Below are 20012 nucleotides of genomic sequence, written 5' to 3'. Positions count from 1 at the left end.
GCCGATTCAGGAGCCTGGCGAGGTAGTCCGTGACCGGGTGAGCGCGATCTGGTGAGAGGCTGTCGCGGCCTCGGGCTCGTCGCCGAGGCCGACGCAGAAGGTGACGCCCATCGGCACGAGAATCTGGCCGACCGGGTCATCGAACTCGTCGAAATGATTGGCCAGCTCCAACATGATGTAGCCGTGGACGTAGCTCCACAGTGCGCCCGCTACGGCCTTGGGATCGGTCGCTGCGACGCGCTCTGAACCGATCAGCCGGGTGCAGGCGTCGGTGATGTGGGCGTATGCCGATCGAAAGGCTGGAGAGTGGCCTGCCAGGCGTACGTCTTTGTCGGAGGCGGGGCGGTAGGTCGATCGAGTGGACAGACCGAACATCGCGTCGTAGAGGTGTGGGTTGGCGCGGGCGTAGGTGACAGTGATGAGCGCCATCGCGAAGAGGTCGGCGACGGGGTCGTCGGTGCTGGGCAGTTCGGCGAAGGCGGTACCGAGCTGGTCGAACCCGTGGTCGGTGACGGCTTTCACCAACTCGGGTACCCCGCCGAAGTAGTTGTAGACGACCATGCTCGACATGCCGGCCTCAGTGGCCACTGTGCGTGCTTTGATCGCCGACGGACCTTCGGTCGCAAGGAGCCTGATCGCGGCATCGATCAAGCGTTCGGCGATGCCGTTCGACGGGGAGCCCTTCGGGTGCGGTGCTTCGGCCATAGTCGGTCATTGTCCCATTCGCGAGGGTTGATCAGAATGTGGCTGGTTCGCGGTCGGCGCATGCGATACATGTCGCATGGCATGCTCGGCCAGGGCTGTGATCGTCAGCGCCGGGTTCACGCCGGGATTGGCGGGGAATGCGGCGGCATCGCACACGATCATGTTCCGGTAGCCGAATACCGTCATGTGCGGGTCGACGACGCCGGTTTCGGCCGTTGACCCGATAACGGCTCCACCGACCACGTGGGCAGTCATAGGGCGGTTGCCGAGAACTTCGAAAACACTGGCTTGCGCGATGCCGCCGGTCCGTTCGGCGAGCCAGGCCGCCACCTGGTGACCGATAGCGAGATGAGTTGGCGCGGGCCGCTTCGCATCGATCCGCGTGGTGAGCCGGTAGCCGCGACCGAAGCGGCGTCTGACCGGGGTGAACGCGATCGCATTGTCGCGTGCCTGCATGACGAGCATCATGAGCGTGCGTCGGCTCCACCCGCGACGCAGTGTCGCCGCGAATCGTCTCGGGTGGCTCAGCACTTCGCCGGCCCACTCGATGACCCGGCGGCGGCCGTCGCCGTGCCCGCTCAGCACGGTGAAGAGCAGTCGCATGAAGTCGCCATTGCGCCCGTAGGTGAGCAACTCGATCTGGGTGTCCCCGTCGATGAGGACCCGACTGCTGGCAGTGACATCGCGCCAGGTCTGCATGTCCTCGGGTAGCAGAACAGTCAGGACCGCTTCGCTGTTGGTGCGCACCAACTCGCCGAGTCGGTCGCTGATCCGTGGTAGCGAACCGCGGTGTTTACAGTCCGCGAGCAGCTCGTTGGTCCCGACTGTCCCTGCCGCGAAAACGATGCCGCGGGCGGTGAGTGTGCGGTGATTGCGACGCGGCCCGACTCCTGGTCGACGGGTCGTGATGCGGTACCCGTCGCGACCGTCGCTACTGCTGGCAGGCCCGAGCGGGGCGACGTCGACGACTTCTCGCTCGGCGATGATCTGCGCGCCGCGCTTTTCCGCGAACCACAAGTAGTTCTTCGTCAGTCGATTGGCGGCACCGACGCGACACCCGATCATGCACTCGCCGCATCGCGTGCACCCGGTGCGTGCGGGCCCTTCGCCGCCGAAGTACGGGTCGGGCACAGTCTTGCCGGGCTCGCCGAAAAACACCCCGACGGGAGCGGGGGCGAAGTTGTCCGGGCTCGCGAAGCGCGCTGCTACCGCACGGGTCAGGTCCATCGCCACCGACTCCCAGGGGGTCTGCTGCACGCCGAGCATGCGCTCGGCGGTCGCGTAGTGGGGTGCGAGGGTGCGATCCCAGTCTCCGAGGTCCCGCCATTGTGGGTCTGCGAAGAACCCGGGCTGAGCACGAAACAGCACACCCCCGTACACCAGGCTGCCGCCGCCCACGCCGGTCTGACTCGAGCTGAACACATGTGGCAGAAGGATGTTGCGCATGATCCCGCGCAATCCGATGGCCGGTGCCCACAGGAACCGCCGCCAGTCGGAGGCTGACGTCGGGAGATCGGCGTCAGCGTACCGACGGCCGCGCTCGATGACCGCGACACGGTATCCCTTCTCGGCCAGGCGTAGCGCTGCCACGCTGCCGCCGAAACCGGAGCCGACCACCACCCAGTCGAAATCGAACTCGCGCCCTCGGCGCTCGGTATCGGTCTCGGCCGGTGCCGACGTATCCATGGACTCCTCCTGCGGGAATGCTTGCGTGCTTACGATAACTTCGTTATCGTCGAGTGGCAAGCCATCCGTAGGCGCCCGGACACAGGACGCGGAAGGTGGTCCACAGTGCGAAGTCGATCGCATGTGCTCGGCCATCCGGTCGCATGTTCGCGACCGATGCACTTCACGACTCGATAGATGGAGCGCGCACAACCATGACGTCACTCAAAGGCGCCGTCGTCCTCGTCACCGGTGCGAACGGCGGCATCGGTACCCACTTCGTCCGCGAATCCCTTGCTCGCGGTGCTGCGAAGGTGTACGCCACAGCCCGAACTCCACGCGACTGGGACGACGATCGCATCGTCCCGTTGGCCCTGGACATCACCGACCAGCAATCCATCGAGGCGGCGGTCCAGGTAGCACCAGATGTGACCATCCTGATCAACAACGCGGGCGCATCCGTATCCACGCCGGGCATCCTCACCCACACCGACGAGGAGATCCGAAGCAACGTCGAGACCAACTTCCTCGGCCCGCTGTTCCTCGCTCGCGGATTCGCGCCGATTCTCTCCGCCCACAGCGGGAATGCGGCGATCATCAACATTCACTCTGCGCTGTCGTGGTGGGCAGTCGCCGGGATCTACTCCGCCACCAAGGCGGGCCTGTGGTCGTCGACCAATTCCCTGCGCTTGGAGTTGCAACCGGCCGAGGTCCAGGTCGTCGGAGTCCACGTCGGCTATGTCGATACCCCCATGGCCGCGCACGCCACCGGCCCCAAACTCGACCCCGCGGATCTGGTGAACCAAGTCTTCGACGCCACCGAAGCCGGCGAGTACGAGGTGCTGGCCGACGAAGGTTCCCGGCAGCTCAAGCAAGGCCTCAGCGCCCCGCTCGAGGTCGTCTACCCCCAGCTCGCCGGCCCAGTAGTGGACCGGCGCGACAAGGAAGTAGGGACGGTGCGATGACTGAAGAAGTACGAGGACGCCTCGACATCGAGCACCGTGGTTCAGCGCTGTTGGTCCATGTCGATGGTGGACCACTCGGGCTGTTCGGCAATGACATCGCTGATCATCTCGACAAACTCGTCGACCGGGCCGACGCGGACCCCGACATCAACGCGGTCGTTTTCACCGGCACCCATCCCGGCCGCTTCGTCAGTCACGCCGAAGTCCGGTGGCTACAGGAGGGCGGCGCCGCAGTGCCACCCGTCGGGGTCCGTGGCGCCGCGACATTGGCACGCGCGGCCAGGGGAGTGAACAACGTCGGCGGGATGCAGGCAGTGCTCGGCAAGAGTCCGCTCTGGCCGGCTGTTCAGCTCGAACGAGTTCATCAGACATTCTTGAAGATGAACCGGAGCGGGGTCATCTTCATCGCCGCACTCAATGGTTCCGCGCTGGGGCTCGGCGCAGAGTTCTGCTGGGCCAACGACCTACGCGTCATGGCGGACGGCGACTACTTCATCGGGCAGCCGGAGATCCTGCTCGGCATCATGCCCGGGGGCGGTGGCAGCCAGCGCCTGCCCCGGCTGGTCGGCAATCACCGGGCCCTCACGGCGATCCTGTCCGGCAAACCCTTCACCCCCACAGAGGCGTTGGAGATCGGCGCCGTTGACGATGTCACCGCCCCTGAGGAACTGCTCGATCGAGCGTTCGAGCTAGCCGAATATTTCGGGGCACGGCCCAAGTCGTCACGCGCGGCGATCAAACGCGCTGTCTATTTCGGCGGTTCGTCGAATCTCGAAGACGGGCTGCACATCGAACGTGCGGAATTCCTCGCGACCGCGCTGTCGAAGATCGGCCAGGAACTGATGCTCGACTACATGGCCAACACCGACGCCAGCGGCGAACTCCCGCTGTACCAGCCCGGCGTCTTCGAGCAGGTGCTCGAACACGGCAACACCCGTGGTGCCGGCGCACCCACCGCAACCACCACGCGGGAGCAGTGATGACATCCCATACCGTCACCCGCCACGACATCACCTTCGGGTCGGGCGGCGACACCTGCGCGGCCTGGCTGTTTCTGCCTGACGGTGTCCAGAACCCGCCCGTCGTCATTCTCGGCCACGGTCTCGGCGCTACCCGGGAAATGCGCCTCGACGCGTTTGCCGAACGATTCGCTCAGGCAGGCATTGCCGCACTGGCATTCACCTACCGGCATTTCGGGGACTCCACCGGCCGACCTCGCCAGCTGTTGTCGATCAAACGCCAGCTCGCAGACTGGGACGCCGCCATCGCCCACGTCAAGACTCGACCCGACGTCGACAACACCCGAGTTGCCGTGTGGGGCAGTTCGTTCGGTGGAGGTCACGCCGTCATCGTTGCCGCCCGCCACCCCGAGCTGCTCGCCGCGATCGCCCAGTGCCCCTTCACCGACGGCCTCGCATCAGCACGCGCGCTCGGCCCGAAGGGCACGATGCGGGTGCTTCCCGCCGTCGCGGCCGACCTTGTCGCCCATGTCAGAGGCAAGGCTCCGGTTCTGCTCACCCTCGCCGGTGCGCCGGGCGACAAGGCGCTGATGACCGCGCCCGACGCGCTGCCCGGCTACCTCGCACTCGTGCCCGAGGGCGGCACGTTCGTCAACGAGGTCGCTGCCCGGGTCGCGCCAACCATCACCTGGCACCGCCCGGGTAAGGCGGCGAAAGATGTCCAGATGCCGATTCTGTTCTGCATCTGCGACCACGACTCGGTCACACCGCCCGACGAGACGATCGCCTACGCCCTAACCGCACCCAAGAACGAGATCAAGCGGTACGACGCAGGCCACTTCGACATCTACCTCGGTGAGCCGTTCGAGGCTGTGGTCGCCGACCAGACCGAATTCCTCACCCGACACCTGAAGGCCTGAACAATGACGTTCTCCACCTTGCCCGATCAGCGCAGCACCTCCGCGCCCGGAGCTCTAGCGGTCTCCGATTCCAGGCAGTCACTGACCAATGCTGAACTGCACCGCCTAGTGAAATCGGTCGCCGCCCAACTCACCGAGCGCGGCGTTGCCAGCGGCGACGTCGTCGCCCTGCGACTGATCAACCGTGTCGAGTTCGTCGTCCTGCTGTTCGCGGCATGGCGCATCGGCGCCACGATTACGCCCGTCAACCCGGCGCTGACCCACACGGAGGTCACCCGACAACTCGACGATTGCAGCGCCCGAATCCTGGTCACCGAAGACGGCGCCGACGCTGTCCCCGGGTTCAGGTCACTTGCCGTGTCCGATCTGCGCTACGACCTCGTCGCGGAGCACGAGCCCGTCGACGATCCCGATGCCCTCGCACTCCTGATCTACACCTCGGGCACCACCGGGGTTCCCAAGGGTGTCATGCTCGATCATGCCAACCTCGATGCGATGACCGGAATGGGTCGCGGCGCACTGCAACTCGGCTCTACCGACCGGTGCCTTCTGCTCCTGCCACTGTTTCACGTCAATGGAATCATCGTCAGTGTCCTCTGCCCGCTCCTGGTCGGAGCGAGCGTCACCATCGCCGACCGATTCGACCCACGGACCTTCTTCGACACCGTCGAGCAGGTGCGACCCACGTACTTCTCCGCAGTGCCCACGATCTACAGCATGCTTGCGGCCCTGCCCGAGGAACTGAGTCCCGACACCTCATCGATCAGATTCGCCGTCTGCGGAGCAGCCCCCGCGCCTGCCGAATTGCTCACCAGGTTCGAGCGCCGGTACGGATTCCCGATCATCGAGGCATATGGGCTGTCCGAGGGCACCTGCGGCTCGACCATCAACCCCATCGACGGTCCGCGGAAGGCAGGGACCGTCGGAGTCCCGTTCCCGGGCCAGGAGCTCCGTGTCATCGGCACTGATGGTCAACCGCTGCCGCAGGGAGTCGACGGGGAAATCGTCGTCCGCGGGCCGAACGTGATGCGCGGCTACCTCGGTCGTCCCGCAGAGACCGCCGCCACCATTGTCGACGGTTGGCTACACACCGGGGACATCGGCCGCCTCGACGCCGACGGCTACCTCACGATCGTCGGTCGTAGCAAAGAGATGATTATCCGCGGAGGCGAGAACATCTACCCGAAAGAGATCGAGGACGTTCTTGCATCAGCACCGAACGTGCTCGAAGCCGCCGTCATCGGGGTCCCCGACGCGAAGTGGGGTGAGATCGTGATCGCCTACGTCCAACCTCGTCCCGGCACAACAATCGACCTCGAAGTGCTCACTGCCCACTGCAAGGACAATCTCAGCAGTTACAAACGGCCGAAGACCATTCGCTCGATGGAGACGCTGCCCAAAAACGCGGTCGGCAAGCTCGACAAGGCCGCACTCCGGACCAACGCCTCGACGCCATGAATCCCGAACCACAGGCCATCGCGGAAAGGCCCACAATGCTCACTTGGAAAGACACGCCGACCAAGACGATCGATGTCGACTCGGTGCCGTTCGCGTACCGAGAACTCGGTGCCGGGTCCGACGTACCTGTCGTGTTCCTGCACCACCTCACCGCCGTGCTCGACGACTGGGACCCCAGGGTGATCGACGGTATCGCGGCGCACCACCGTGTGATCGCATTCGACAACTGCGGTGTCGGAGCCTCCGGATCGGCCGTCCCTGGCACGATCGAGCAGATGGCCGACGACGCGATCGCGTTCATCCGCGCGCTCGGGTTGGAGAAGGTGGACCTTGTCGGATTCTCCCTCGGCGGCGGCGTCGCCCAGTTGATTGCGCTCAAAGCGCCGGATCTGGTCCGGCGAATGATCTTGGCCGGTACCGGACCACGCGGTGGCGGCGGTATCGCCAAGATGCGCACCATCGTCGCCATCGCCTATACCAAGGCATTCCTCTCGCGTAAGGACCCACGGGAGTTCTTGTTCTTCCCCCGCACCACCGAAGGCAAGCACGCCGCGACCGACTACCTCGCCCGGCTCCAGGAGCGAACCTTCGACCGCGACAAGACGATCTCGACGCAGGCCCGGCTGGCCCAGGTCGAGGCGATCGTCAACGGCGGCAAGTCTGCACCCGACGATCTGTCACAGATCACGGTGCCGGTCCTGGTCGCCAACGGGGACGACGACCTCATGGTGGCGAGCAGCCTATCGGCGGACATGGCGCGCCGACTGCCCAACGCGGAACTGAAGATCTACCCCAGCTCCGGACACGGCGGGATATTCCAGCATCACTTGACCTTCGTTCCCGACGCACTTCGGTTCCTCGCAGACTAAGACACTGCCCGGCGGTGTCGAATCTGTTCCCCCGCAACCGCTTCGAAGAAACGAGGACCTAATGAGTACCAACGGCGGCGACCCCATCATCACGTCCTACGCCGACGCGCCCACTCGCACCGTGATCGCCGACGGCACCACCTACGCCTACCGCCAGCTGGGCCCCACAGGCGGCATCCCAGTGGTGTTCTTCGTGCACCTCGCGGCGACCTTGGACAATTGGGACCCGCGAATCATCGACCCGATCGCCAAGACCCGCCACGTGATCGCCTTCGACAACAAGGGGGTCGGAGCGTCCACCGGCAAGGTGCCCGCCACCATCGAGGAGGCCGCCGATGATGCCTACACGTTCATCGCAGCGTTGGGGTTCGACAAGATCGATGTGTTCGCGTTCTCGATGGGCGCCATGATCGCCCAGGACCTGACGCTCGAGCATCCGGACCTGGTACGCAAGCTCGTCCTGACCGGGACCGGTCCGCGTGGCGGCAAGGACATGGACAAGGTAGCCGGCGTCACCTACTGGGACATGTTGCGGGCCACGGTGACCCGTTCGGACCCCAAGGAGTTCCTGTTCTTCAACCGTGACGCAGTGGGTAAGCGTGCCGGTAAGGAGTTCGTGCGCCGCCTCGGGGAACGCACCACCGACCGTGACAAGGACATCAAGATCAGTGCCTTCCGATCCCAACTCGCGGCGATCAAGGCTTTCGGTCGGTCAACGCCGTCGGATCTGTCGAAGATCACCCAACCCACGCTGATCGCCAACGGCGACCACGACCGCATGGTGCCCTCTGTGCTGTCCGAAGACTTACATCGGCGCATCGCGGGATCGGAACTGATCATCTACCCCAACTCCGGCCACGGCGGCATCTTCCAGTACCACGAGCAGTTCGCACCGATTGCCGCGCAATTCCTCGCGGAGAGCTAGGCAACTGGTGCGCTGTTTGACCTGAGCATTTCCAGTGTGCGCGAAATCGCGGATGAACGGCGATTGGTGCCCATGGGGAATCGAAGTTGCGACGCCAAAAACCGCCCTGGGCTGCGGAAACGCGGTCGCAGGTTGGTGCCCTCGGCAGGACACACAAGCCATGGGCAACTGGAAAACGCCTGGTCGTCGTGGGTGTTTACCGAATTTAAGCATCGCGCCGCCGTCACGTTGATCTTTCGCGGTTCCCATGTTCGACATGCCTTCGGCAGGGCACATCGAACATGGGAACCGGGATGACCTGCGGTTTTCGTGTGGGCGTCTGGTTGTCGACGCCGGTTACCAGTGGTAGGCGGGCAAGGGGGGTAGCGCGTGTGTTGAGGTATCCGATGCGAAAAGTCGGACAGCCCTGGTGTTGGGTGTCGCGAACTTCGGGACGGTGATACCTGAGATCGCAGAGCTTGCCAGACACCTCCGACAGGAAGTGGTGGACGGCCTCAAAGTCGACGTCGCAGTCGGTGGCGCGCCAAGACCGGCTCGGTCGGTTGACCCCGATCTCGGGGCAGACGGTTCGGCATTTCGCGAGGCGGGCACCGAGGGCACTGTCCGGGGGAGCACCTCACAGCCGATACAAAGGGGCAGGTGGTCTTTCGCCCGTCACTGCGGCGAGGCTGTCCTCGACGGATGCCCGAGGCCGACCTCGTGTGCTCGGCCTTTGGGCTGTGAAGAGGTCGAGGTCGACGAGGCGGGCAGCCCAGCCGCTGAGTTCTTTTCGCGTCGGATTTCGTGGGGCGGCGCTCCTCTTTTCGTGGTTCAGGTGTCAGCAGGGGACCGGTTCCGCCGTCGGGGGTATACCGTGCGCCCGATCGCAGGGAGGCCGTCCACGGCCTCGTACTGATCGAGGACCCGGTCCATCGCGGGCCGCACCTTCGACCGGAACGCGGCCAACTCGTCGCTGCCGCGTTGGAGTCGTGGTTCGAACTGGTCGATCAACTGAACGATCATGGCGACGCACGCGACGGCGTTGTTAGCCGTAAACACCCCGAAGTGCCAATCGACTGAGGCATCGACGTCCGGGCGGTACACCGGCACCTTGAACTCCGAACCCGGATGCACCGCCGCGTCCCGGATCGTGAACAACTGCTTGATCCGCTTGTTCGTTTCCTTCGATGTCGCGTTGTCGAGTTGCAGGTGGTCGGCCCGCGGACGCTGATCGAAGGTCTGTCTCCGAACAAGGACGAGCCCGCACTGCACACCGAGTACTTCGCGCCGGTACTCAGCGTCCTCGAACTCCCCGGCTCCGCACGGGAATTCCTCGCCGAGGCGGTGCGGGTGTGCAATGCCGAGTTCGAGGGCACGCTCGGCGTCAACATCATCGCCCACCCCAACACGATCACAACCCTCGGAGACGACTTCGACACCGCCATCGAGCAACTGCGATACGGCACCATCGCGATCAACGCCTGGACCGCTCTGGGCTACCAGACTCCGCAGGCGAGCTGGGGCGCGTTCCCAGGCCACACCCTCGACGACATCCAAAGCGGAATCGGCTTGGTACACAACGCGTTACTGATCGAATCACCCGAACGAACCGTGCTCCGCGGACCGTTCCGGCCGACACCACGGTCGATCCTGCACGGCGAGTTCACCTTGTCGCCGAAGCCACCGTGGTTCGTGACCCACCCCAACGCGGCCACCATTCTGCAGCGGATGACAACCTTCGCGAGCAAACCCGGTCTGGCCGCCTTGCCCGGCATCGTCGCCGCCGCACTGCGCGGTTAAATCCTGCAACGAGTCGAGTGTGGGCCACCACAGTGTTTTCGGTGCTCCGGCCAGAGCTCCCCACGGCGGATCGATCGTCGACAACCAAGGCCAAGCGCATGCGATCGTGGCCGGATACACCGACCGCGTCGGCGCGATCGATACGGTCTCTGACCTCGCCGATGGGCTGCCGCGAGCGCGACAAGGGTCCAGCGAGAACAGGAAATAAACAAGTAAGTCGGCGGCGAGGACGCGCCCGAGCCGCCGTGGCAGCGGGCACTACTGATATTCACCTCTGCGCGAACGCTGGACGGCCACCTGGACGACCGCCCAGGCGTTCACCGACGCGGGGCCGTGGTATCCGAAGACTCTGGAATGTCTACTGCACCTGCCGCGGTCAGGGGGTTCAGAGAGTCGCAGGTACCGGTGCTCGGCAGGACACGCAACTGAAAAACGCCTGGTATCGTGGGTACATATCCCCTCTGAAGGATCGCGATGCCCTGCGAGCGTTGGTCAATCGGCCCCAACTCTAGGGCTGGGGCACGTCGAACATAAGAACCGGACGACATGCGGTTTCGGGTGGGCGGCTGGTTTTCGAAGCGGTACCAGCTGTAGTAGCGTGTGGCGCCTCTTGTTCTGCTGGGTCTCGGCAGGTACGACCAATACCACTGACGCGTCCGTCATCGACGGCATCGGCAACAATCTGCTCGTTCTGCCGGGCTTCCTGTGCGGAGAGGTGATGGGGGCGTGGTGCATGCCTTTGGTCGTCCCCATGCGCTGCTTCGGTCCAGACCCGCGCCGCCCATGGTCCGGTTACGTCCGTGTCCCTACGTGAAGCCGAAGACTCTCCGCAGGAGTTTCGTCCGCCTCCGGGTCGTCTGCGCGACATGTGACGGCCGCGTGACAACTCCGGTGCACCCTTTTCGGGTTCGGGGTAGCGACTGGCAGCGTTGTTCGCTCGGTTACTCAGATCGTGGGACCGGTGCGTCCAGTTCATCGACTTGCTCAACTCCTGGCGTCCCGTTTCGTCGTGGATTGAGAGCCCGCAGTTCGTTGAGCCCGACTCGGGCGTATCCCTCCAATAATGCCAATACCTCCCGGTATCCGGTTGCTCCCTTTATATCATCCGGGACGAAGAACCCTTCGCCTTCGATTCTACTGACATCCATTGGCAGCGATGGTGGCAGATAGTTCCCAATCATGTAGAGATAGGGGGAAAAGGCTGTCAACAGCGCGCCAGCAAAAAAGTGCTTGTTCCATACGGTGTCGTACTCGGCGCGTTGGCTGTCGGTTGTGAGCAGGTCATATCCCACCTTAGCCCAGGGGCTCGGTTCGTAGTAGACATTGAAGTTTCCTATTGAGTTCTCAATCGACCGGATGCGGCTGTTGAACCAATTTGTGAAGTAACGCTCCTGGAACTGCTCAAAGGTCACGAGTTCAATATTGGTGGATGCCGCCGCCTCGATCGCGCCGCTCTGAAAGCCCTTGCGCGTAATAATATATCCCCGGTTGGCTCCAGTCTCATGCATTACGGTGCGGAACGCATGCACCTTCTCCTGTGGCACATTGCTGCTCCAGTCCTTACATTCACAGATGATGCTATGTTTAATACCTTGCGTCGTCTCCTCTGCAAGGACATCGACATCCACATGACCCCTCGGCAGTTGAAGTCGAACCCCTCGCTGCACGGCCATACCACATTCGGCCAGGATGCCCGCGACTGAGATTTCAAGGTCTCTCCAGTCATCAGGTGATATTCTCGTTATGAGGGTCATGCATCAGCCCCTTGCTCTGCGAAATTGTCAGCTGATCGACGTTACCAGCGACCGCGCGCCGGTGAGGTGTGTTGCGGTCATAGCTAGCTCGCCCATCGATATTCTCCGGCATCAACCGCCCGCGCGCCGGGGTGGCGTCGGGTAGCGGACGGTTGTCTGCGGCGACGTTGCACCGCAACCCGTCTGTCAGCCAAGCCCGATGAAATGCCCCTGTCCGACCGTGGCAAGTTTAAGGTTGCTTCCCCGTTCCAGGTCGCGGCAGTGTTAGCGGCGCGCGCGATGTAGTTCGAGCTGGGAGGACAGCAGTCAGTAGTTGACAGCTTTCCTGTGCCGGAGATAGTCCTCCCACTCCGATGTATTAGCGTATGCCCCCTCGTATATATCGATCATTACCTCGCTCATTTCGAGCAGCAGGATTTCTTCAATGGGGATCTCACCTAGATCATCCAATCTCTTAAGTAGTGAAAGTGCTATTGCACCAGCCAGCCTCTCTGGTGGATCGCGGAGAAGTTCATCGTCTGGGTCGCAAAGGTTGTCGTAACTATCGCAGACCAGATCGTGGAACTCGCCACAGGGACGGCCGTCGTCGTCAAACGAAGCGCCCAACTTCAGCCACAGCATGAAGATAACCGCTACAGCTTCATTATGAAAATGAACTGCACTTTCTTTGGTTGGGGATTCAAAACTATTTAAGTGCGCAAATCGCAAAGACGATACCAGGAGATTGGCACTCCGTAATCTTGACTGCCAGATTATTCGCCGTACGGACGCTGAATCGAGGATATGGTCAGCGGGAAACCTTAAGCTAATATTTTCCCGCCTGGACTGAAGTAGGCTGTGCGAGCTGATAGAGTACTGAGGTAGCGTATACCATCCGGTATTGGTGTGGACATCCCACTGCGCAATCACTACGAGGTCAGAGGTGTTTGCCCATCTGAACGCGTGACCTGAACTCACTCGAAGGGAGCGGGGAGCGGGCGTTTTGCTTGAGAGGGTGACGTAATCGTGCCCCTTTACTTGTACCCAGATTCGCGACTCATCCATCTCGCCCTTCCATGATGTCTGAATAAGCAAATCATCGCCGTAATCATTCCTGATCTCCTCGACTGCTGCGCCCTGCTCTATCCACATTTTGGATACCGCAGCTACGGCAAGGGAAGCAATCTCGTGGCTGCGTGGACGCTTGGTCATGATTTCCTTTATCGCGATATTTATCAGCGACCTCATAGGTCTGGCTGCTGTGCGGCAAGCACCGGCCGTCCGTACAGCATCCTTGCATAGCTAGTGCAGATGAGTGTGCCACCAAGGGCCGACACCTCATACGTGTAGACGAGAGGTCGGCCCTGTCGGGTGGTGGCTTGCACATGGACGGCCTGGTGGCGAGTGTCGGTTGGCACTGTCCATTTTCATTGACGGGCTGTCCGTGGGCGAGTCGACCCACCCGTGCTCACCCTGCATGAACATCCTCGAAATGGAACCACCCGTGGGACTCAGGCCACCTCGTCTTCGATTAGTCCGTATGGTGGCTGGTCTGCTCGTCGGGAGAAGCGGACGACTACGTCGTCGTCGGCTGAGGTCGGTGGGGCGTTGTCGACCACGAGGATTTGAGCGCCTTCGCCCGGCCCTGTCAGCCAGTCGTGGAGGTGCTTGTAGAAGTCCGCAACAGCGACGCTGTCGGCGAACTCGGCGTCACGGTCGCCGCCTTGGCCGAGGTTCTTCTGGGGGCTGTCGATCATGAGGAAACCGGGGTGGGCGCTGCCGGTCTCCCAGGCGATCTCGAAGATGGCCAAAATCCAGGCCAGAGAGATCAAGGTCCGCGCACCTGATGAGGTGTGGATGTAGCTCGCACCTCGCATGTGGGGGACGAGGTTGTTGTCGACGAAGGCTTGTTCGAGTTTGGGGTACCGCCAGGAGGTAAGGATCCCCGCGTACCGTTCGCTGATGCGATGGATGACGTCGTTTCGGTCGGGTTGCACTGTGGCTTGTTCCAGCTCCCTGCGGAGGGCGTTGAGGGCGGTTTGGAGTCGTGTGACTGCCGTGGCGCGGCGGTCGAGGCTGTCGAGCATCTTGATGGCGGTTCGTGCCCGTTCAAGGTTGGCGGCTGCGGCCTGTTGCTGGCGCATCAGGTCATCGCGTTGACTGAGGAACGGGCTGACGGCCTTGTTAGTGGCCGCATCGACTGCGCGCGCCAGTTCGGCCTCGGCGGTATCGGCTACCTCGGCGGCGGTCCGCAGCCGACCTAGCTCCGCGTCGAGTTCCTCGACGTATTTAGTGATTTCCGCCAGACGGCTCTTCGTTGCCCTCAGTTCCGACGAGACATCGAACTTAGCCTCCGTCATGGCACGGTCAGAGCTGGTGGGGGCTGCCTGGGTGTTCCCGTTTTGGGCGTTGTCCGGTTCGACTTGTTCGGTTTGCTGCATTGTGACCTCGGAGGTGCACAGCGTGCAGTGGCCGTCGGCGATGTGGGGCGCTTCCCGCAGAGTGGTCAGGCACGCCGGACACACCTTTACCTGGAGGGGGTCGAAGAGCATCCGCGCTTCGGCGAGCATCGTGAGTTTGGTGATGTCGTCCGCGTATTGAGCGCGTAGGGGGATGAACCTGCGCAGCTGTGTCTCGCGGTCGCGGAGCAAGGCAGCGGCTTGTTGGGCGCGGCGCGCGGCGTCGCGGTGCCTTGAACGCAACTCCGTAGCGAAACTGGAGGCGGCACGGATCTGGCTGTCCAGCTCGTTCAGCGCGCGAATCGTTGCTGCGAACGCCCTCTCGGCTTCGTCGCGGGTCAGTTCGAGTTGGATACGTGTACCGAGCTCTTGCTCATCGAGGAATGCCTGGTTCGTGTCGTACTCGTTGCGTGCGCGACTCAGCCTCGTTTCCAGTTCCTTAACGCGGCGACCGAGTTCGATGGCTTTGTCGTCGTGAACCCCGAACACCACGTCCACAACCTGACGTAGCTTGAACCGTTTCATGTGAGCGCTTTTCTCGAACAAGAGGTTCTTGTCATCGAGGCGTTCGTTGGGCATGTAACACAGCCACAGCAGGTCTCGGATGCTGAGCGGGTCGGTATCGGAATCTGCCTGCGTGGGTGCTTCCCGCAGCTCTACTCCCTCGAGGCCGCAGTAGGAAAGCAGCAGGCTGGAAAGACTCTGTGGATCGCCAGCGGGTTTGATCACACGCTTTTCCATCGGCGGGGTTTCGATTTCGCCAAGACGTCCCGGCCGGACGAAGGCAGCGGTCGAGGCTTCGCCCACAGCGCGCTCGATGACGTGCGGCTGGCCGCCGAGTTCTACCTCCAGCAGTGCAGACCTGACTTTGCGCAGGATTTCTGGGTGCTGGGGGTGACTTCCGGCGCCAAGACAATAGGCGATGAACTCCAGTACGGAGGACTTACCCGTACTGAACGCTCCAGCAATCACTGAAAGGGACTTCGGGCCGCCCACTTCTTTGTCCTGGAAGTCGACCTCGTAGTCCCGATCAATGCCTTTCAGGCGAAGTCGTAGCACCCGGATGCCCTGCCTCTGGCCCTGTCCCAGACGTGTGCCGGAGGTTGGCTCTGCATCGACCTCTGCTGGTACGGGCTTGGTGGAGTCGGTCTCTGCCGGCTCGTCTGTTGTGCTCATGTGGCCTGTCCGTCGACAGAGTTCGACGCTGCCGTGCTCTCAAGCCACGGCTCGATCGGTCGGCGATCTTGCAACAGATCGACGGCGTCGAGGAGGTTGAGCGCCTCGGGTCGCGGGCCGTCGGCTCCTACCGTGGTCCATGCACGGATTGCTTCACGGAGGCGCTTGTCGCTCAAGCGGGCCAGCTTGCGGATGAGGAGGTCCGCCGACAAGCGGTAGGACCGCGCATAGACGGCAGTGAACCTCCCTGCGAGGTCCAGCCCGGCGGGAGTGATCCGGTATAGGACGCTCTTGTCAACGGCGGGCGCGACCAAACCGTAGGCGATGAGCAGCGCCAGATCATGCTGGAGACGTTCTCGGCGTGTGGTGAAGCGGTGCGCCGGACTCGCGTAGCTCAATGCGCGACCATCGAAGCCAGCCATCAGCAGGCGCTTGCGGTCGGCGTCGTCCTCATCGGTGAGCACGAGAAGAGGGTTGGCGACCAAAAAGTCGTAACAGCCCAACCGTTCCAACGAGATACCAGGCTGTCGCAGACGCTGCAACGCCGCGAGCAGGAGAAGCAACTGCGCCAGACGGAAGACGACGTCGTCCTCGGGCACGACCACCGGTGCGGGATCTCTGGCATCTTCGGCGAGAACATGAGGTGTCTTCATGACGTCTCCGTCGCAGATGGTTTGGACGCGCTGGTGGTGTCATCGAGTGGTTGCGCCTCGTCGGCCCGCCCGTGTTCATCGGCGACCTGACGCCAGTGCCTTACCCAGCCTGCTCTGCGGTTGTCGACCACACGGTGCATCAATCCGCAGGTGTGTACAGGACCGCCTGGGAGACCAGCTCCCAGGGTCGCGTGCTGCGCCCGGATTTCGCCCATCACCGACTTGTGCAAACCAGGCAGACGCGCGTCTTCGTGGGCTTGGCATGCCTCGTTGAAGTGGTCCTCCCACAGACTGTGCACTACGGCGTCGGCCGATGCGAGCGCAGCGACTTCGACGGGGACACCCTTGTCCACTACCTCCCGCGCCATGAGTTCGGCGTTGAAGAACTGTTGCTTGGACGACGTGACTTCAACGTGGCCAGCTTCCCGCAGTTGGCGGACGAACAGCGCCGTCTCCAACCTGTCGGCGTCCTCGTCGGCAAGGCCAACGACCTCAGCTCCGGGCCGTGCCGCCTGGACTGGCTCGTAGTAATGCCTGCGCACCGCCCCGGCATCAGGAGAGATCAGCAAGCTACGCAACTCCGTCTCATCCCAGAGCTCGACCACGATCTGGAACTCGCGCTCCTGCTTCTTCTTCCACCTGTCCCACCAACTGGTGGTGGGACCGTCCATGCTCGACGGGACGCACAGGATCCACTGCGCCAGCGTGAAGCCCTCCTTCGCGGCGTTTTTGACAACCGAGTCGAAGGATTCGCGGATCTTTGCTTGGTGGCTTTTGGTAACTTCCGGGAAAAAGTACTTCGACTGCCATACCGTCACCGCGCCGCCGAGGTCGCCGACGAAGACATCGATGCCCCAATCGCCAGGATTCGCCGCGACCACCCTGGGCACCACCACTCCTGGTCGGACCGCTCGGACCAGCTGGCCGATCATTTCCTCGAAGTCCTGCCTGGCACCATGCGCGTTGGCACGTACCTGATGCGCGGCGAAGTTGATGCGTGCCTCGCCAGCAGGCACTCCCGCGGCTGATGATTCCGCCACAAGGGCAGTGTCTTGCGACATCGTCAACCACATCCCCCTGGTTAGTAATCAGACGGCTCGGCTGAGAGCGTGCCGTTCGTCAAACCCATCGACTGATCAGTACAGCACGTTACCGACGATCACCACCATGAAATCGGAACCTGTACGGCATGATCACGGTGCACCGCGCCGCTTGCGGGGATCGTGCGTGGATCCGTCAGAGATCTGCGTGTGTTCCGCCGAACGGTGGGTTTGCGTCCGTCCGCCGACGTGTGGCGATATCAGGTGCGTCACGATGTCGATGGCATACGCGAGAGGGCCGCCGGGTTTTCCGGCGGCTTAGTCGGTTAGGCGCACTGAGGTTCCCCGCTTCTTAGAAGGGGCTCTGAGCATGGTTCGATAGGGCCAGGAAGGAGTCCTGCGTGGCAACACCGACGAGGTACCCGGATGAGTTGAAGGTCCATGAGATAGACTCTGCCGTAGCTGGATTGAGCCGGGTTAGCCCGGTTCTGGCACTGCCTATGTTCGCGTTGGCTGTGATGCTCTACCTCGTTCCGCGTTTGGCGGCCCGATTTCGGGTCGGTCGCACAGGAGGGAAGGTGATGGGGATGATCAGTTCTCGCAACTTCAAGGCCGTGTTGTCCGCAACTGCGCTTGTCGGTTCAGGGGTCGCTATGGAGGCCACCGCGAACGCAGTGCCAGGCTGAGTCCAGCACTAGGCTCTTATTCCCCGCCTCGCACGCGGAAGGTCGCTGATCATTCCTAGTCGGGCGGATGCCGCAGGAGACGTGCTCGCGAAGGTGGTTCGTGCGTGTCCATCGAGGTACCTGGCATAAATGCAAGCCGTGCGAGGCTCTCTCTCAACTCTGTCTCCTGCTCAGGTAGCAAGCGCTCAGCAATGTCGGCGGGCTCGGCATTCGTCAGGGGCCAGTCTTCGTCATCGAGCAATGTAATGCCACTTTCAGACAGTCCAATCGCAGCAGCGCCGAATCGGACGTGCGGAATGCCTCTCAGGATTACGGCGGTGCCGATCCCCAGGGATCGGGTCACTAAGCCGCAGGTGAGTTCGTTGATGTAGGCAGCGTCCTGCTCGCGGCCGGTTCCTGCCATGCGCTCGGTGATCAGCAGATAGGCCAAACAGAACTGCTCGACAAGCAGGAGTTTCTTTAGTGCTACCCGCTTGAGAATGGGCTGACGCCGGTGAGTTGGCGATACCGATTCCTCCGCCGCGGGTTCGGCCGACCTGCCGTCGGGGCCGGTGTCATAGATGAGCAGGTGGACCTCGCGGAATGGCGTGGCGCGCAAGGCAGAACGGACCCTGCTGTTGAGGAGCAAGTCCGTCGAGTAGTTCTGCGCGTTGAAATCCACGTGGAACCAGTCGAGGACGACGAGATTGATGTGCGAAAAGTCACTGAAGTCGTAATCTAGCCCAGACTTGTGCTCGATGATCTTCGCCAATCCAGCGTGGAAGTCCGCGCGCGTATGGGGCTTGGTGATGATGACAGGCATGGCCTCGTACTTGACGACTCCATCAGGGCCTGTGACCCTTACATCGGTCACGTCAAGTACAGCCGCGTCTTCCTTGATTGGCGATCGAGTCTTGTCCCATAGCGATTGCATGTATCCGGGCATCGAGTGAAGCCGCGCGTATGTCTCGTTGGGAAACAGCTGGGTGACCTCGACACCGAAGCATTTGGAGTCATCGCGGAAAGCGAGCGCGAAGTCGGGGCGCTCCTGCTCTTGGATCACGGCGAAGTGGTCTGGGTGGTAGACGAACTCCAGCATGATGCGTTCTTGTATGCGCTTGCGCTGTTCGTTTGTCATCCCGGCAAACGGGTCGGCCTCGGGTTCCACAGCTGCGGACGATAACGTACACGAAGCCATTGCGGTAGATTTGCGCCCCTTGACAGACCACGCGACGTCGTCACGGCGGGCGCTGCCTGCGGCCTCCGCAACTGTGGTGGCGAAAGCGCTCGCTGATTTTCGGCATGGACGTTGCCGAGCCTCATTGAAAGCAATGAATCAACCGGTCGCCCGCGCGGGTTGCTGCACTACACAACCCGCCAAACCCGCATAGCGGCTGTGACTTGCCCATCGTGCGGCGGTTGCCGTGAGATTCAACGCCCTGCACGCCCACGAACCGGGCACTGGGTCCACGATCATCTCGGCCGCACCGAAACGGGGCCGCTACCTGCCCACCTGGGCTGGCTACGACCCCGTGATACGCGCTGCCGCCTCGGCCGTTGCGGCTGTGCAGCGCAACGCCCGGTTGGCGCTTGTTCTCTGGCACTGCCGGTCGGCGGCTCGGCCTTCTGCATTGTCCCCTCTCGTGCATGGGCGTCGCATTGCTCGAGCTGGCGTCGCTGCTAGCTGAGCAGACGCCGCCACCAGGGACGGGCGTCCACCAGGCCTAGCACGAGCAGTGGATGGCGGGCATTCTCGGGCTCCCAGGTGACCGGCGCAGCGACACGGTCAGCAAATACCAACCACCACTTCGCCCACATCTCTGCCGGGGCGAAGCCCGGCTTGTGCCAGACCAATTGGCCGCCACGGTCCAGCAGACGAGTGGCGCGACGCTCGGCGCGGCCACCAGGAGGGAATCGGCTCGGGTCGAGGCGGCAGCGGGAACCGAGTTCTCGGGGTGGAAGCACGAACAGGTCGGCCGCTTGGTGCATGAATGTCGTGGCGGTAAAGGGCCGTACGCCGTCGCCCGTTCGACAGGGCAGG

The 20012-nt window shown here is 62.8% G+C and carries 16 protein-coding genes and 1 pseudogene; 7 read left to right on the top strand and 10 right to left on the bottom strand.

The window, feature by feature from the left end:
• Positions 1–6: 6 nt before the first annotated feature.
• The gene (locus tag ON29_RS11645) at positions 7–705 is read right to left on the bottom strand and encodes a TetR/AcrR family transcriptional regulator (protein ID WP_040866224.1); all 699 of its coding nucleotides are present in this window, start codon (positions 703–705) and stop codon (positions 7–9) included.
• 6 nt (positions 706–711) lie between these two features.
• Positions 712–2391 (bottom strand): GMC oxidoreductase, encoded by a 1680-nt coding sequence (locus ON29_RS11640; protein ID WP_051175110.1) that lies wholly within the window; start codon positions 2389–2391, stop codon positions 712–714.
• 194 nt (positions 2392–2585) lie between these two features.
• Here ON29_RS11640 and ON29_RS11635 point away from each other — a divergent pair, with 194 nt between their 5' ends.
• Positions 2586–3335: an SDR family oxidoreductase gene (locus tag ON29_RS11635; RefSeq protein ID WP_051175109.1), complete on the top strand. Its 750-nt coding sequence runs from the start codon at positions 2586–2588 to the stop codon at positions 3333–3335.
• 41 nt (positions 3336–3376) lie between these two features.
• Here the strand turns inward: ON29_RS11635 and ON29_RS36985 are convergent, their stop codons facing one another.
• Positions 3377–3532, bottom strand: coding sequence for a hypothetical protein (locus tag ON29_RS36985; protein WP_245548914.1), 156 nt, complete (start codon positions 3530–3532; stop codon positions 3377–3379).
• A gap of 108 nt (positions 3533–3640) precedes the next feature.
• Between ON29_RS36985 and ON29_RS11630 the strand changes: the two genes are divergently transcribed.
• The 5 genes from ON29_RS11630 to ON29_RS11610 all read left to right on the top strand — a co-directional run bounded on the left by ON29_RS11630 (position 3641) and on the right by ON29_RS11610 (position 8466).
• Positions 3641–4315, top strand: coding sequence for an enoyl-CoA hydratase/isomerase family protein (locus ON29_RS11630; protein ID WP_245548913.1), 675 nt, complete (start codon positions 3641–3643; stop codon positions 4313–4315).
• On the top strand, positions 4315–5214 hold the full coding sequence (locus ON29_RS11625; RefSeq protein ID WP_040866222.1) for an alpha/beta hydrolase: 900 nt from the start codon (positions 4315–4317) through the stop codon (positions 5212–5214). Before ON29_RS11630 ends, ON29_RS11625 begins: the two co-directional genes overlap by 1 nt.
• Before the next feature lie 3 nt (positions 5215–5217).
• Positions 5218–6672: a class I adenylate-forming enzyme family protein gene (locus ON29_RS11620; RefSeq protein ID WP_040866221.1), complete on the top strand. Its 1455-nt coding sequence runs from the start codon at positions 5218–5220 to the stop codon at positions 6670–6672.
• A 35-nt stretch (positions 6673–6707) separates the two neighbouring features.
• Positions 6708–7541, top strand: coding sequence for an alpha/beta fold hydrolase (locus tag ON29_RS11615; RefSeq protein ID WP_040866220.1), 834 nt, complete (start codon positions 6708–6710; stop codon positions 7539–7541).
• Positions 7542–7602: 61 nt separating this feature from the next.
• Complete coding sequence (locus ON29_RS11610) at positions 7603–8466, top strand: alpha/beta fold hydrolase (protein WP_040866219.1); 864 nt, start codon at positions 7603–7605, stop codon at positions 8464–8466.
• 810 nt (positions 8467–9276) lie between these two features.
• Here the strand turns inward: ON29_RS11610 and ON29_RS33785 are convergent.
• Positions 9277–9603, bottom strand: a complete 327-nt coding sequence (locus ON29_RS33785) for a hypothetical protein (RefSeq protein WP_157172748.1) — start codon at positions 9601–9603, stop codon at positions 9277–9279.
• A 57-nt stretch (positions 9604–9660) separates the two neighbouring features.
• Between ON29_RS33785 and ON29_RS11600 the strand changes: the two are divergent.
• Positions 9661–10245 (top strand): annotated as a pseudogene (locus ON29_RS11600) (aldehyde dehydrogenase family protein); the annotation flags it as partial.
• A gap of 941 nt (positions 10246–11186) precedes the next feature.
• Here ON29_RS11600 and ON29_RS34630 read toward each other — a convergent pair.
• From ON29_RS34630 to ON29_RS11575, 6 genes are all read right to left on the bottom strand, one after another.
• Complete coding sequence (locus ON29_RS34630; RefSeq protein WP_083863380.1) at positions 11187–11999, bottom strand: restriction endonuclease; 813 nt, start codon at positions 11997–11999, stop codon at positions 11187–11189.
• A 306-nt stretch (positions 12000–12305) separates the two neighbouring features.
• A complete protein-coding gene (locus ON29_RS34625) occupies positions 12306–13190 on the bottom strand; it encodes a DUF4365 domain-containing protein (protein ID WP_157172747.1) in 885 nt (294 codons plus the stop codon).
• A gap of 299 nt (positions 13191–13489) precedes the next feature.
• Positions 13490–15613, bottom strand: coding sequence for a hypothetical protein (locus ON29_RS11590; RefSeq protein ID WP_217999133.1), 2124 nt, complete (start codon positions 15611–15613; stop codon positions 13490–13492).
• Positions 15610–16266, bottom strand: a complete 657-nt coding sequence (locus tag ON29_RS11585; protein ID WP_063825296.1) for an ABC-three component system middle component 2 — start codon at positions 16264–16266, stop codon at positions 15610–15612. Before ON29_RS11585 ends, ON29_RS11590 begins: the two co-directional genes overlap by 4 nt.
• Positions 16263–17306: a serine/threonine protein kinase gene (locus ON29_RS11580; RefSeq protein WP_174371808.1), complete on the bottom strand. Its 1044-nt coding sequence runs from the start codon at positions 17304–17306 to the stop codon at positions 16263–16265. Before ON29_RS11580 ends, ON29_RS11585 begins: the two co-directional genes overlap by 4 nt.
• A 741-nt stretch (positions 17307–18047) precedes the next feature.
• Complete coding sequence (locus tag ON29_RS11575) at positions 18048–19139, bottom strand: hypothetical protein (protein WP_040866216.1); 1092 nt, start codon at positions 19137–19139, stop codon at positions 18048–18050.
• Positions 19140–20012 lie beyond the last annotated feature (873 nt).

It is taken from the genome of Nocardia exalbida NBRC 100660 (assembly GCF_000308575.1).
Classification (GTDB): domain Bacteria; phylum Actinomycetota; class Actinomycetes; order Mycobacteriales; family Mycobacteriaceae; genus Nocardia; species Nocardia exalbida.
Note: the sequence above shows the minus strand (reverse complement) of the source record. Positions and strands in the feature narration are given on the sequence as shown.

What these genes read in the sequence shown, in the direction of transcription:
- ON29_RS34630 (WP_083863380.1), bottom strand. Translation starts at nt 11,999, where the DNA reads ATGACCCTCATAACGAGAATATCACCTGATGACTGGAGAGACCTTGAA.
- ON29_RS11635 (WP_051175109.1), top strand. Translation starts at nt 2,586, where the DNA reads ATGACGTCACTCAAAGGCGCCGTCGTCCTCGTCACCGGTGCGAACGGC.
- ON29_RS11585 (WP_063825296.1), bottom strand. Translation starts at nt 16,266, where the DNA reads ATGAAGACACCTCATGTTCTCGCCGAAGATGCCAGAGATCCCGCACCG.
- ON29_RS11610 (WP_040866219.1), top strand. Translation starts at nt 7,603, where the DNA reads ATGAGTACCAACGGCGGCGACCCCATCATCACGTCCTACGCCGACGCG.
- ON29_RS11620 (WP_040866221.1), top strand. Translation starts at nt 5,218, where the DNA reads ATGACGTTCTCCACCTTGCCCGATCAGCGCAGCACCTCCGCGCCCGGA.
- ON29_RS11630 (WP_245548913.1), top strand. Translation starts at nt 3,641, where the DNA reads ATGCAGGCAGTGCTCGGCAAGAGTCCGCTCTGGCCGGCTGTTCAGCTC.
- ON29_RS11645 (WP_040866224.1), bottom strand. Translation starts at nt 705, where the DNA reads ATGGCCGAAGCACCGCACCCGAAGGGCTCCCCGTCGAACGGCATCGCC.
- ON29_RS11590 (WP_217999133.1), bottom strand. Translation starts at nt 15,613, where the DNA reads ATGAGCACAACAGACGAGCCGGCAGAGACCGACTCCACCAAGCCCGTA.
- ON29_RS11625 (WP_040866222.1), top strand. Translation starts at nt 4,315, where the DNA reads ATGACATCCCATACCGTCACCCGCCACGACATCACCTTCGGGTCGGGC.
- ON29_RS11640 (WP_051175110.1), bottom strand. Translation starts at nt 2,391, where the DNA reads ATGGATACGTCGGCACCGGCCGAGACCGATACCGAGCGCCGAGGGCGC.
- ON29_RS34625 (WP_157172747.1), bottom strand. Translation starts at nt 13,190, where the DNA reads ATGACCAAGCGTCCACGCAGCCACGAGATTGCTTCCCTTGCCGTAGCT.
- ON29_RS11615 (WP_040866220.1), top strand. Translation starts at nt 6,708, where the DNA reads ATGCTCACTTGGAAAGACACGCCGACCAAGACGATCGATGTCGACTCG.